Genomic DNA, 14,142 nt, shown 5'->3' on the forward strand with positions numbered 1-14,142 from the left:
ATGTGGGCGATAAGCCTGACGGCATAGCTAACGCTTACCGCTAGATTAGCAAACCAAAAGTAAATAGACCACACCTGTCCTAGGGGCGCAGAGAGTAGGAGTTTGAGACAAGTTTTTGCTATTTATGCGGGGTAAAAGACCAATGTTCGTAGTTCGATGCTTTCTCGTGGGGGAGCGTTGGCTGGGCTGGTGGGGTCTTCAAAGGCTGTATGGGCGGCAAAACGGGCGTGTCCGTCTCCTGCGGAGTCGAGGCATTTGATAAATAGTGCTTCGTCTCTGTGCATTTGCGGAAAGTAGAACCATTTATGTTTGGAGTTATACGTGACTCCATAAGTTTCACCGACGCGATCGCGGTACACTAAATCACCAGCTACAAGGTCTGTTATTGCAATGCTTTGCGCGTCACACACTGCCAATGGTGACTCCTGAATTGGTTGTGCGATCGCTCGCCAAACATTGATGATGGCAAATCGTTGTTTTAGTAGCGCATTAATGTCATCTATGCCTTGCGCTGCTAGTTCCAAACGGGCGCGAGTATAGCCAGATTTAGCGGTGAAGTCGTTGTGTACGCGCAAGGCAGGTTCTTTAATATTATTCTCACCTGGCTTTGACTGACCGGCGTTACGCAGAGTGTGATCAAATATCACTACCTTAGTTCCACCTGTCACCTCTTTTAATAATTGCTCGGCTTCTGGATAGTAGACGCGGCGTACTTCGTCTTCATCGTAAAAGTCGCGGACATTAGTATTATGTCCAGTAAAAGCGAATCCTTCTTTATCTAATGAGATGTTCTCTGAGATAGAACGAGCATTGTAAATTGGCAGTTTGTGCGTCTGATAAGTTGAATTCGTGCGGGGAATCCCGGCTGGCGGTTCATAAGTATAGTTAACAGGTTTTTCTGCCGTTGGAATCAGGTAAGTGAGGTTAGCCTCTACGGATGGCAGATCCAGGGAAATCGGTCTGTCTATAACTTGGTTATTTAAGCTCATAGGTCATCCCATTTTGGATTTTGGTTAATTTTTGGTCAATACTTAACAGTTAATGATTCACTTCCATTACCACACCCCTTTATCCTATTTTTGAGATGCACCAACGGGAACAGGTTCACCGAGAACTTTGGCGAATCTTTCCAAATAGAAGTCTACAGGGTTTGCTACTGCTTGGATTGAGGAGCGATCGCCTACCAGATTCCACCATGTCTGCAAACGAGGTGTTTCTGCTGGTAGTGTGAATTTACGGAAGTGTTCTAAGAGTGGTAAACGTTCAAACCAAGGATAGAAGCTGATATCAACTAGGCTAAAGTGATCTCCTAACAAGTAATCACCTTTGCCTAATCCTTGTTGTTCAATATATAGAAGTGCTTCTGTGAACTCTTTTCGTCCTTGCTCTTGTTCGGTGCTATCTTTACCGCGCAGAAATTTGTTAAAAGCTGGGACAAGGCGAGTATTGGCGTAGTCTATCCAAATCCGAGCGATCGCTTTAGCTGCGGGATCGCGGGGTAATAAAGCTGGTTCGGGAAAAACCTCATTTAGATATTCATTGATGATAGCGGACTCGTAAATTTTAACATCTCCATGCTCGATAGCTGGAACTTTGCCATAGTGGGAAATCTGCGTGTACCCATCTGGTTTATTTTGTAAGTCAATTTCTATCGGGGTGAAGTCAATGCCTTTTTCCAGTAAGACTACACGAGTCCGTTGAGAGAAGGTAGAGGCTTTGGCGAAGTACAGTTGTATGTTACTCATAAAATCTTTTCCTTGTAATTATCGTGACATGCAGACTATTTGAGATTGCACAACTCCAACTAAAGCAATAAGACAGAAGCAAGATGTGTTGATTAGTGCAGTTAAATAATTGACTGGCAGGTATCTGCGTCAGTTAGATGTATACTACAGCTTATCGGTCGATTTAACGTATTTTAAATATTATACAGTCTTTATGAAAATATGCAAACCTAATTATTAGTGTAATTAAATAAATATCTAGACATAATCAAGGTTGTCAAAAAGAGGTATTCTTATGTACTCAAAATCTGACTCTAGTAGGCAGATCCGTCTTGGCTTGCTAGTACCCGTAGGTAACACGACGTTTGAGCCTGACTTTCACTGTGCTTTTTCCAGTCAAGTCAGTGTTCATAGCCATCGCGTGATTGCCCAACGCTCCCACGCATCTGAGAACTATGAATCAATGGATGACATTAACGAAGAAGCTGTTAAGGAAGTAAAAAAATTAGCTAGAGCCGGGATACATTTTGGAGCATACGGCTTCACAACAGCAACATTTTACCAAGTGCGAGTTTTTGCTGAAAAATTAGAGCAACGTTTGATACAGGCGCTAGGAGTACCCGTTATTGTGCCTGCTTTAGCTCTATTAGAAGCGTTGACATACCTAAAAATTAGGAAAATTTCTGTAGTCACCCCTTATCCAGAATGGAACAACCAAACGCTAAAAACGTTTTTGAGTGAAGCGTCTTTTGAAATAGTGGGGTTTAAAGGTGATGAACGCCCAAAAGAAGTAGTGAAAAATAATTACTTTGGCATTAGTTACCCGATGAAGCCGCAGCTTTCATCAAAGAGGTATCTCACAAAGGTGCAGATGCTATTGTGTTGCCCTGTACAGCATGGAGAACATTTGAGGTTATTAAGGAATTAGAGAATGATTTAAATATTCCTGTAGTCACAGCAAACCAAGCCACAATATGGAGTTTAGCAAGGCGTGCTTCTATTGAATCTGCACTTCGTCCGAGAGGAAAACTCTTTGCTATTTAGTCATAGAGCAATTCATAGATTAAATCTTAAAAAGAGGAAATTTCATGTCAGACAAGTCTAATTTACAAAACCCGCTTTTAGATGAGGTACTAGGTCATTATGAGCGTGGTTTAGAAGCTGAACGCTTATCAAAGCGTACAAATCCGATTGAACTAGTTCGCACCCAAGAGCTTCTTAGCCGCTACTTGCCTCCTCCTCCCGCAGTGATTTTCGATGTTGGTGGCGGCTCAGGCATCTATGCTTGTTGGCTTGCCCAGCTAGGGTATAAAGTTCATCTGATTGATGCAGTTCCTTTGCACGTAGAACAAGCCCGTTCTGCTTCTCAGGTTCAGCCAGATTATCCACTTGCAAGCGCAGAAGTTGGAGATGCCCGTCAGTTAAATCAAGCAAACAACAGCGTCGATGCAGTTCTTCTATTTGGGCCACTGTATCACTTGATCGAACGTAGCGATCGCATAGAAGCGTTACGCGAGGCTGATCGTGTTTTAAAGAGCGGAGGTCTTGTTTTTGGCGTTGCTTGTTCTCGCTTTGCTTCGCTTTTAGACGGTTTATTTCGGGGATGGCTAGACGATCCGAAGTTTGTGGAAATTGCTCATCAAGACTTGCTTGAAGGGCAGCATCGTAATCCGAGTAACCATCCTGCTTACTTTACAACAGCCTTCTTTCATCATCCTGATGAACTAAAAGCAGAGGTAGAAGAAGCAGGGTTATATTGTGAAAAGCTGTTAGCCATAGAAGGCCCAGGCAAATTACTACAAAATTTTGAGGAACATTGGAGTGAACAAAGTTGCCGTCAAAGACTCCTACAAGCTATTCGTTGGATAGAGACTGAACCTTCTACGCTAGGTGTGAGCGCTCACATTATGGCTATTGCTAAAAAAGTGGCAGTCTGACAGCAAGATGCACATTAACCTTATCAAACCTTAGTTAATTAAGAAAAATAAATATTAAGTGCAAACAGAACTGGTTATTTTCAACTGTGATGGAGTATTGGTAGACAGCGAGACATTGGGTAATCGTATTCTTGTTGAATTTGTCGCCGAGTTTGGCCTGATATTGAAACTTGAAAAAGCCATTTTGTTATTTATAAGGTTGCAAAATGGCTGATTGTCTTGCTGTCATTGAGCAAAGACTAGGGAGAAAGATGCCACAAGATTTTGTGACTCAACTTCGTACCCTTTAAAAACTAATCTATCCTCTGAGGCTAAGTTTTAAATATGGGTTTACAAAGCAATTTAAAACCTTAGATAAATTATGGATATTTCAATACGCAGCGTTAAGCAAGATGAATTATCAGCACTGCTATATCTGTACAAACATCTGAACCCAACGGATGCTCCCTTACCTGATGCATCAACTCTTGAGAAAATATGGAACGAAATATTGAGCGATAGCAAGATTAATTGCTTTGTAGCAGACTGGGAGGGAAACTTAATTGCCTCTTGTATTTTGGTGATCGTCCCTAATCTGACGCGAGGCGCTCGTCCCTATGGACTAATTGAGAATGTAATTACTCATCCCGATTATCGTCGCCAAGGTGGAGGAAAGTGCCTGATACATCATGCGTTACAATCTGTATGGAGTCATAATTGTTACAAAGTAATGCTCCAAAGTGGAAGTCAAACCAAGGAAGTACTCCAGTTTTACGAAAAACTGGGTTTAAGAAGGGTATCAAAACTGGTTTTGTGGCTACACCAATATCTCACTGAGGTGGTGTTAAGCTTTTTTGTAGCTAAATATATATAGTGCTTGACTTATATTTTCACAAGATGTAATTTATCAATATTAGATAAAACATCGGTAAATTAATCGGTTTTTAGTATTTTAGGAAATTGCAAATAAAAAAATAGCTCAAAAACTCTCTCTTCCTCATTTATCTATGCCTCTGTGGTAGCCTGTGACGAGACGCTCCGCAAATGCGTCTGCGTTTATTTGGGTAATTTATTTCTTGGAAGTCCCTTAACATAAATAAAGATATTTATTGTAAATTAGCCTGAGTTTAGAGTTAACAGTTTCTGCATAGTATCAAAGATTGAAAGTTTGCTTAAGATATATTGTTATAAAATATAGATTTTTCGACAATAAATAATGTAATGCGAGAAATAGATTACTGAAAAATACAACGAAAAGGGGGATTGTTGATCTAAAATCCAAAATGATATAAGTTTTAAGAAAAGTTGAATTTTATTGATGAACTACAGGCATTCAATTAGAAATAGCAAAAGTGAGAATATTATGTATGGAAAAAAATATTGCTTTCTCACATTAATATTTATTCAGGGAATAGCGATCGCACTCTTATTCATCAATACAACCGCATTGGCAGCCACAGTCAATCCCTGTCCCCAAGGTATGGCGATGATTTCAGGAGGAACGTTCAAAATGGGGTCTGATAATTCCAGTTTTGTGGAAGAGCGATCGCCTGGAGATGTAACGGTGACTAACTTCTGTATTGATAAATATGAGGTAACAAATGCACAATTTAGTGAATTTGTCAAGGAAACAGGATATGTGACAGTTGCAGAGCGTCCCTTATCTCAAGAACAGTTTCCCGATTTACCCGATGAGCAGCGATTACCGGGTTCCCTAGTGTTTGAGATGCCAAAACCAGGTGTCAAGCAAGTTTCCTTTCTGAGTTGGTGGCATTGGACTACTGGCGCGAATTGGCAACATCCCTTTGGCCCAGACAGTGCGTTGGTGCAGCCCGTTGCAGGCATCGCTAGCAAATCCAATTATCCAGTTGTTCACATAGCTTACGAAGATGCCCTAGCCTACGCCAAATGGTCAGGAAAATCCCTACCCACCGAAGCTCAATGGGAATATGCCGCCCGTGGTGGCTTGGATGGTGCAACCTATGCTTGGGGCAATAAATATTCTGAACATAAAGCCAACACTTGGCAAGGAATTTTTCCCTTTTTCAACACTAAAGCCGATGGTCACTTGGGCATTGCTCCCGTCGGTTCTTTTGCACCCAATGGTTATGGACTCTATGACATGACCGGCAATGTTTGGGAATGGACTACTGATTTTTTTCAAGTCGGACACGATCGCAAATCCGATCAAATTAATCCTATTGCCTTAAATCAAAGCTTTGATCCCAAAAAGCCCGATGAATCAAAGTTACACGTAATTAAGGGGGGATCATATCTCTGCGCTCCCAATTACTGTAGCCGCTTCCGTCCGGCGGCGCGGGAGTCAGAATCACCCGATACGGGAACTACTCATATCGGGTTTCGGCTAGTTAAAAATTTGCCTTCCAGCACACTATTTATAAATCCAAAATCCAAAATCTAAAATCCAAAATTGTATGACTGATCCTCACAAGAAAGATTCTTTGTATGTATCTCTCAAGTTAACTTCTGGTGTGATCGCCTTTTTGACAGCCCTGACGCTAATATTTTCTAGCCTCTTACCTCTACCTGCTTGGGCGGACTACGGCGACAAATTGCCATTACCCCAACCATCTTTTCAAGGCAAAATTGGCATTACTTACAAAGAATCCCAACCAGACTTCCCTAAACCTATTAAGGCTCCAGAAAATGCACCAAACGTTTTGTTGGTGTTGCTTGATGATGTCGGTTTTGGACAAACCAGCACCTTTGGCGGTCTGATCGATACGCCTAATTTAGACCGTCTAGCAGAAAGGGGATTGCGTTATAACCAATTCCACACTACAGCACTCTGCTCTCCTACCAGAGCCGCATTGCTCACAGGACGCAACCATCATTCTGTGAGTACAGGTGTGGTTACGGAGTTAGCCACAGGCTATCCAGGTTATACTGCGATTTTACCTAGAAGTGCAGCAACGATCGCCGAAGTATTGCGAAATTATGGATATAACACGGCGGCCTTTGGCAAATGGCACAATACCCCAGACTATGAAACCAGTGCAGCCGGCCCATTCGATCGCTGGCCCACAGCTTTAGGTTTTGAGTACTTTTATGGATTTCTGGGCGGTGATACCAATCAATGGAGTCCAGCTTTGGTGGAAAATACCCAACATATTCAGAAACCAAATCGCCCTGATTATCACCTCACCCCCGATTTAGCAGACCATGCAATTAAGTGGATTCGTACCCAACAAGCGATCGCTCCTGATAAACCCTTCTTTACCTACTTTGCCACTGGCGCTACCCATGCCCCACACCATGCGCCTAAGGAATGGATCGACAAGTACAAGGGTAAATTTGATCGAGGTTGGGATAAATTACGCGAAGACATCTTTGCTCGTCAGCTAGCCTTGGGTGTAATTCCCGCCAATACTAAACTGACTCCTCGCCCGGCGGAACTCCCGGCTTGGGATTCCCTCACTCCCACCGAGCAGAAAGTTTATGCGCGTCAGGCGAAAGTATTTGCAGGTTTCCTCAGCCATACCGATGCACAAATTGGTAGAGTCATTGACGCGATTGATCAACTTGGTGAATTAGATAATACCTTAGTCTTTTTCATCGCCGGCGATAATGGTGCGAGTGCTGAAGGCGGCTTAACAGGTAGTGTTAATGAATTAAAAGTCTTTAATGGCGTAGCAGAAAGTCCTCAAGAAGTTCTCGCGGCTTTAGATGATTTAGGTGGGCCGAAAGCCTTCAATCATTTTCATGCAGCTTGGGCTTGGGCAGTGGATAGCCCCTTCCAATGGACAAAACAAATTGCTTCTCACTTCGGCGGAACCCGCAATGGTTTAGTTGTGGCTTGGGGCGAACGCATCAAAAATCGTGGTGGACTGCGGAGCCAATTCCATCATGTAATTGATATTGCGCCTACAATTCTGGAAGCTGTGGGGATTGAAGAACCAGAGGTAGTCAACGGTGTAAAACAACAACCCATCGAAGGTACTAGCCTTGTCTATAGCTTTGATGATCCTGCTGTACCATCCCATCACAAAACCCAGTATTTTGAAATGCTTGGCAATCGTGGCATTTACGATCAAGGTTGGGTAGCAGCCGCCCGTCATGGACGCTTACCTTGGGAGCGTGTCTCCAAAACCACCTTCGATGAAGATAATTGGGAACTATACGATATTACCAAAGACTTTAGTGAAGCCAACGATTTAGCCAAGCAGAACCCTGACAAGTTAGCGCAACTACAAAATCTATTTCTGAAGGAAGCAGAGAAATATAAAGTTCTACCCTTGGACGATCGCTTACTTCAACGGTTTGATGTCAAAATCCGTTCCAACCTAATCACAGGACGCAATAGCTTTACTTATTACACATCTGTTGCAGGGATTCCCGAAGGTAGCGCTCCCAATATTAAAAATCGCTCCTTTAGCATCACTGCCGATGTGGATGCTGCTTCATCTGGTACTGAAGGCGTTTTAGTCACCCAAGGCGGACGTTTTGCGGGTTGGAGTTTCTTTTTGAAAGAAGGTAAACCCACCTTTGCTTACAACTTATTAAATAGCGATCGCACAATCATTCAATCTTCTCAACCAATTGCGATCGGCAAATCCCAAATCAAATTTGACTTTACTTATGATGGTGGCGCTCCGGGAGCAGGTGGTACTGGTAAGCTCTTGATTAATGATCAGCAGGTTGCAGAAGGCCGCATTGATAAAACCATAGGCTACCGATTTGGTTTAGATGAAACCTTTGATGTTGGTCAAGATACTGGCACACCTGCGGTAGATACTTACCAAACACCCTTTGCATTCACCGGCAACTTACAGCAAGTCACCCTGGAATTGAAGTAATAGGGACTGGGCATTGGGCATGGAGAAAAGACAAGGTAGACAAGGAAGAGGGGGGAGACAAGGGAGAGACTTGTTCAATAATTCCATCCTTGTCCCCTGCTCCCCTGCTCCCCTGCCCCCCTGCTCCTCTGCCCCTTTGCGTCTCTGCGTGAGAAAAAAATCATGAACGAAATCTTGTCACTAATCGACAAACTCGCACTTTTTACATTTATCGTGTTCACTATGCTGGGTGCAGGGTTAAGTCTAACTGTACAACAGATTTGGGAACCACTCCGCAACCTTCGCTTAGTCATATCATCGCTGCTGACAAATTTTGTGCTAGTGCCGCTTTTTGTATATTTGTTACTACAAGTAGTACATTTAAGTGAACCACTCAGAGATGGCTTACTGATCATGGCAGTAGCATCAGGGCCTCCAGCACTACCTAAACTTGCCTACATAGTCAAAGGCAATATAGCTTTCTCGGTGGGATTAATGATGTTGCTAATGCTGGGCACAATTTTTTATATGCCGATTGTATTGCCCTTAGTGGTGGAAGGTGTACAAATTAACTCCTGGGACATTGCCAAACCCTTATTGTTAATGATGGTCAGCCCATTAATCATTGGGTTATTCATCAAAGCAAAATTGAGTGCGATCGCCCCCATTATCCAGCCAATTTTGTTCAAATTATCTAATGCTGGATTGCTTTTAGGTCTGGTTGTCAGGCTGATAGTTCACACTAACGATATCATTGGCTTATTACAAACAGGTGCAATCTTAGTTTGTGCCGTTTTCATAGTCTTCTCTTTTACTGTGGGTTATCTTTTGGGCGGCCCTGGTATCGATACTCAACGAGTGCTAGGAGTAGGAACAGCTCAACGTAATTTTGCCGCAGCATTATTAGTAGCTACAAGTAATTTTGAAGATCCAAGCGTAGTGAGCATCATCATGGTGACGAGTATTTTAATGATGATCGTAGTTTTGATCGCCGGGCCAAAGTTCATAGAATTAGATCAAGGAACCAGTGTAGAGATAGAGCAGGTAGAAGGTTGAAATCCTAACTGCAAAAATATCTCTGTTGCTCATTTTGACAAAAAGTCAGGAGCTTGTTTAGTATCCTGCTTGCTTATTGACTACATTTCTTAAAGGCTGACCGACTCGGTAACGCTCTAAATTATCGAGAAACAAGGCGGCAATGCGTTCTTTCAATGCTGGGGAAATTGCGGAAGTATGGGGTGTAATCAAGAGGTTAGGTAATGACCATAGAGGACTTTCTGGCGGTAAGGGTTCAATAGAAACTGTGTCTAATCCTGCACCTGCAATCCAGCCTTCAGTGAGAGCCTTAGTTAAAGCTGATTCATCTACAACTGCACCGCGACCCACATTAATTAAATAAGCATGACTGGGTAGCGAGCACAGTACTGTTTCATCAATTAAGGCTTTGGTTTCTGGTGTCAGAGGTGTGGCTACAACTAAATAGTCAACTTCTGGTAACAATGCGTGCCATTCATTGCCAACGACGATTTTATCAAAGTTTGTTAGAGGTTCAGGACGACGACGACCACCCCAAACTCTCGCTCCAAATGCTTTAGCGCGAGATGCTATCGCTTGACCTATATTCCCAGTCCCAAGAATTAACACAGTTGAATTTGCTAACTCTGGTAGTACTAACCAGCTTTTTTCCCATATGCGTTGATCGTGATCTGCTTGCAGTTCCCGTAACTGCTTGGCGTGATAGAGGATCAAAGTTAAGACAAATTCTGAAATGGGAATTGCATGAACCCCCGCGCCATTAGTGAGGATAATATCATATTCGAGAAAAATGGGTGTCAAGATGTGATTCACACCAGCACTAGGAGTCTGTTGCCAACGTATTCCAGGAGCAGCTGCCAGCACCTTATGTAGAGTCGTGGGCTTCAATTCTAACCCACTGAGATAAACTTCAGCATCACTAGCATCACCATCAAAATTACCATCACTATCTACCCGCACAAATTTTGTATCCGATGGTAGATGTGGCTCAATCTCGGCAGCAAGCTCTATAGGTAAAATTAGTTTGACCACGCGTTAATCCTTTATACCATGTTAATTTTTGAATTACTGAGGATGTTGCTGATTACTCATCTATCACGAGCAGACAGCGATGCCTGCGGCGGTTCGCAAAGCGACCATCGCATAATCTAGTTAACAGTTTTCCTTACTACTTCCAGAGTAAAGATGAAGTCTCACCCCACTTTCTTGTAAAGACAAATTCTACGATTTGCGAACACGCGGTGCTAGTTCCCGTTCTCGTAACCCGTCATTCAGACTCTGGGGATCACCTATATATATTTTTGGAATCCAAGCAGACTTGATCTGGATTGAATTTCCATGATACTGTGCATGAACTGCAAAATACTGTTTATCGATAGATTTATTGTAGTTTTTAGTCTATCACAAATTGCTAATCACTCTATAGGGTGAGAGTTTGTATGAAATTATGAGGAAAAAATCAAAGGTATGGCAAATATTGCATTGATTGTTGGGGCTGGTAGTGGACTCAGTGCCTCACTAGCCCGTTTATTGGCAAAAGAAGGCTTTACTATTGCTTTAGCAGCGCGACAAATTGATAAGCTCAAAGCATTATCTGATGAAATTGGAGCCGTCAGTTTTACTGCCGATGCTTCTTCAACTAGATGAAGTTGAACAACTATTTACAGATGTCGAACAAAAACTAGGAGTACCAACATTGGTTGTGTATAATCCTAGCTGGCGCGTTCGGGGTTCATTTGTGGAACTTGACGCAGCCGATGTTGCCAAAACACTAGAAATTACTGCGTATGATGGCTTTTTAGTAGCACAAGCGGCGGCAAAACGTCAGTTAGCTGTGGGTAGAGGAGCTATCTTTTTTACAGGTGCTTCCGCCAGTGTTAAGGGTTATCCTCAGTCTGCACCATTTGCAATGGGTAAATTTGCTTTACGGGGTTTGGCTCAAAGCATTGCCCGTGAATTGGCTCCTCAGAATATCCATGTGGCGCATTTTGTGATTGATGGAGGAATTCGTTCTGCTACCCGGATAGAACCAGATAATCAACCAGATAGTTTACTTGATCCAGATGCCATCGCTCAAACTTATCTGAACATTCTCCGCCAACCTCGCAATGCTTGGACTTGGGAAGTTGAATTGCGACCTTGGGTAGAAAAATTTTGATTTTCACTCTGCTTTAGATATACATAGCAAAGTAATCATTGTAGATTTCTGTATTAGTCATGACTGTGAGTTCTATTTGTTTCTGTTCTTCATCTGTTGCCGAACTTGTAGCCTGATCTAAGCTTTCTTGAGGAATAAAATCACCACAGTATTCATTCACAGGTACTGTTGCATTCATCTTTTGGGGATAACTCAATTTGAGATTATTCATGATGGTAATAAATTGACTACGGCTGCGATCGCTAAATCTGGGATTAAGCCGCTTTTCTTCGCCAATGGTGGAAACTGTGCGTCCTTTATAATCATGGGCAGGATATACCAAAGTATCATCTGGCAAGGCGAATAAGCGTTGTGTCACCATATCGTATAGAGTTCCAGCATCGCCTCCCTGAAAATCTGTGCGTCCACAACCACGAATAAATAAGGCATCACCAGTTAACAGATGGGTTTTGTTCACCAAATATGCTATATGACTGGTGGTGTGACCTGGCGTGGAAATTGTTTCGATGATTACCGATCCCACCTCTAGGATTTCGTCACCGACAAGGGAGCGATCGGCTTTTGTCACAGCAGTATTTTGAGGAACAATCACCTGACAACCTGTTTTTTGCCTAAGTTTGCCTGCTCCTGTGATGTGATCAGCATGAAGGTGAGTTTCTAGACAGTAGCGTAGCTTTAATCCCAGTTCATCCAATGATTGCAAATCGCGGTCAACTTGCTCTAATACAGGATCGACTAGAACAGCATCTCCTGTCTGCCGATCAGCAATTAAATAAGTGTAACTACTAGTTTCAGGGTCAAAAAATTGCCGAAATAGGAAAGTTGACTGGGGTATCTCTGCACTGCCATCAGTTACGCTTAACAAAGGCATCGTCGCAATAGTCCGCACACGTACTGGTAGCGACTGCAACAACGCCTTAGATAATTCCTGCGCCTGTGCCCGTAATTCTGGAACGGCAATACTTTCCCACAAGTCGCCCTTGCGGGGAGTTCCCAAGGTATAAAACAGCGTCGAAACGTTACCGTCTGCTGCATATAAAGCACCGTGGGTATCTGTATCTAATCCTAAACCGATGGCATTGGGGCGAATTAATTTCTGCGATCGCAAATTAGTAATCAAAGGATGAGGCGATCGGCGATAATCTGCTGCTACCCCCGTACAATTAACTACCCGGCCAACCTGCAAGATATTATTAGTTTGGGTTTTGCGCTGGCACACAGTCACTGCCACACCGTCCGGCAAAGCTTGATATTCCCGAATCCGCCCTGCGGTAATGGTGAGTTGAGCAGAATCCAGCATTTCAGTGACAACATCCGCCACTTTTGGGGCAATGCGGTGACGATGCACATCCCAATAGGGTGTCAAATGACGCAAAAAACGTTGCTGTTCCTCGGTCGGTAGTTTTTGCCAGATTTTCTGGATCATGGGACGCAGAGAATCAATTACTGCTCGCCAGTCGTAGCCTTGGGCAGCAGCAATTTCCACCTCGGCACGTAACCGACGTAACGAGCCGCGTACACTTTTTGGTGAATTTTCTGAGGTCAAGAAGCAGGGATAAGGTTGAGCCGCTTGATGTTTTAAGGGAAATAATCCTCGTCGGGACACAGCATAAATTTTGCCCCGATGTTGGCGATCGCTCAGAGATAAAACCATATCCACCATCGTCAGTCCTGTACCAATTAGCAGCACAGGTGCATCAGCATCAAGGTCTGCTAGGGCATCGGCTGACCAAGCATTCCGTAGATAACTTTCATCATTACTGTTGGCGTTTTGTATGGCGGGAGGTGCAGAAGGTGAGTTCCCCAATGCCAACACAACTCTGTCTGCGGCAAAACAGCGACCACTACGCAGAGAAATCATTGCGCCTTTTTCTTCAGGCTGTAGCCCTACCACTTCATCGGTCAAGCGTTCTAGTCGCACATCACTAGGTGCTGTGGCTTCTGCTTCTGCCAAAACTGATTGAATATATAAACCATAGACCTTACGAGGTATGAAGGTACTGGCATTGACTTCTTCTGAAAAAAATGCTGTTAACTCATCGCGGTTGTGCTGAAGCCAACGTAACAAATGTCCTGGATCGTGGGCAAATGCACTCATATTGCCTGCCGATACATTCAGCAAATGACAGTTGGTATCCGTGCTGTAGGCAATTCCCTTGCCAATTTGATCGCTACGCTCAATCAGCTTAATGGTGAGAGGTTGACTGGCAGTCTTCAATAGGTGGGTAGCGACTAGAGAACCACTAAAACCTCCGCCAACAATAGCGATCGTGGTTGGAGTATGGGCAGTTAAAAAACTAGGGTTCATGGCGGTCTTAGCTAGAATCAATAGTTACGCTGATTTCATCAAGTCTCTTTACTGGAACTAAATACTTTTCCAACCCAGCTAAAAAAATTCAGATTTGATTTCTTATAAATTCTTAGAGGCTATTTATAAAGTAAATCTAAAGGTGGCTAACCAAATGAAATGATAACGCTAGGATACTTTTGAGATAGTGTATTTACGTAGCGTT

Annotated in this window: 13 protein-coding genes; 9 read left to right on the forward strand and 4 right to left on the reverse strand. The window is 43.2% G+C overall.

Features of this window, described 5'->3' with window-relative positions; genetic code table 11:
• Positions 1 to 122 precede the first annotated feature (122 nt).
• Both V7K48_RS23300 and V7K48_RS23305 read right to left on the reverse strand, forming a co-directional pair.
• Positions 123 to 989 (reverse strand): CmcJ/NvfI family oxidoreductase, encoded by an 867-nt coding sequence (locus tag V7K48_RS23300; RefSeq protein WP_335075782.1) that lies wholly within the window; start codon positions 987 to 989, stop codon positions 123 to 125.
• Between the two features lie 84 nt (positions 990 to 1,073).
• Complete coding sequence (locus tag V7K48_RS23305; protein ID WP_335075784.1) at positions 1,074 to 1,745, reverse strand: glutathione S-transferase family protein; 672 nt, start codon at positions 1,743 to 1,745, stop codon at positions 1,074 to 1,076.
• 274 nt (positions 1,746 to 2,019) lie between these two features.
• On the opposite strand from V7K48_RS23305, the gene V7K48_RS23310 reads away from it, so the two are divergent.
• The 7 genes from V7K48_RS23310 to V7K48_RS23335 all read left to right on the forward strand — a co-directional run bounded on the left by V7K48_RS23310 (position 2,020) and on the right by V7K48_RS23335 (position 9,492).
• Entirely contained in the window at positions 2,020 to 2,652 is a 633-nt protein-coding gene (locus V7K48_RS23310) for a hypothetical protein (protein ID WP_335075786.1), read from the forward strand.
• The gene (locus V7K48_RS35125; protein ID WP_442949462.1) at positions 2,604 to 2,768 is read left to right on the forward strand and encodes a hypothetical protein; all 165 of its coding nucleotides are present in this window, start codon (positions 2,604 to 2,606) and stop codon (positions 2,766 to 2,768) included. The genes V7K48_RS23310 and V7K48_RS35125 overlap by 49 nt, the downstream gene beginning before the upstream one ends.
• A gap of 44 nt (positions 2,769 to 2,812) precedes the next feature.
• On the forward strand, positions 2,813 to 3,661 hold the full coding sequence (locus V7K48_RS23315; protein ID WP_335075788.1) for a class I SAM-dependent methyltransferase: 849 nt from the start codon (positions 2,813 to 2,815) through the stop codon (positions 3,659 to 3,661).
• Between the two features lie 361 nt (positions 3,662 to 4,022).
• Complete coding sequence (locus V7K48_RS23320; RefSeq protein ID WP_335075790.1) at positions 4,023 to 4,514, forward strand: GNAT family N-acetyltransferase; 492 nt, start codon at positions 4,023 to 4,025, stop codon at positions 4,512 to 4,514.
• 489 nt (positions 4,515 to 5,003) lie between these two features.
• Complete coding sequence (locus V7K48_RS23325) at positions 5,004 to 6,062, forward strand: formylglycine-generating enzyme family protein (protein WP_335075792.1); 1,059 nt, start codon at positions 5,004 to 5,006, stop codon at positions 6,060 to 6,062.
• Positions 6,063 to 6,075: 13 nt separating this feature from the next.
• A complete protein-coding gene (locus V7K48_RS23330; RefSeq protein WP_335075794.1) occupies positions 6,076 to 8,457 on the forward strand; it encodes an arylsulfatase in 2,382 nt (793 codons plus the stop codon).
• A 162-nt stretch (positions 8,458 to 8,619) separates the two neighbouring features.
• A complete protein-coding gene (locus tag V7K48_RS23335) occupies positions 8,620 to 9,492 on the forward strand; it encodes a bile acid:sodium symporter family protein (protein ID WP_335075796.1) in 873 nt (290 codons plus the stop codon).
• Between the two features lie 57 nt (positions 9,493 to 9,549).
• Here V7K48_RS23335 and V7K48_RS23340 read toward each other — a convergent pair whose 3' ends face one another.
• Entirely contained in the window at positions 9,550 to 10,503 is a 954-nt protein-coding gene (locus tag V7K48_RS23340; RefSeq protein ID WP_335075798.1) for a D-2-hydroxyacid dehydrogenase, read from the reverse strand.
• Positions 10,504 to 10,938: 435 nt separating this feature from the next.
• Between V7K48_RS23340 and V7K48_RS23345 the strand changes: the two genes are divergently transcribed.
• Positions 10,939 to 11,118 (forward strand): SDR family NAD(P)-dependent oxidoreductase, encoded by a 180-nt coding sequence (locus V7K48_RS23345; protein WP_335075800.1) that lies wholly within the window; start codon positions 10,939 to 10,941, stop codon positions 11,116 to 11,118.
• Positions 11,099 to 11,629 carry an SDR family oxidoreductase gene (locus V7K48_RS23350; protein ID WP_335075802.1) on the forward strand — a complete coding sequence of 177 codons (531 nt, stop codon included), beginning with the start codon at positions 11,099 to 11,101 and terminating at the stop codon, positions 11,627 to 11,629. Before V7K48_RS23345 ends, V7K48_RS23350 begins: the two co-directional genes overlap by 20 nt.
• A gap of 13 nt (positions 11,630 to 11,642) precedes the next feature.
• Here the strand turns inward: V7K48_RS23350 and V7K48_RS23355 are convergent, their stop codons facing one another.
• The gene (locus tag V7K48_RS23355; protein WP_335075804.1) at positions 11,643 to 13,937 is read right to left on the reverse strand and encodes an FAD/NAD(P)-binding protein; all 2,295 of its coding nucleotides are present in this window, start codon (positions 13,935 to 13,937) and stop codon (positions 11,643 to 11,645) included.
• Between the last annotated feature and the right edge of the window lie 205 nt (positions 13,938 to 14,142).

Origin of the sequence: Nostoc sp. (genome assembly GCF_036919615.1) — a bacterium.
Lineage (GTDB): Bacteria > Cyanobacteriota > Cyanobacteriia > Cyanobacteriales > Nostocaceae > Nostoc.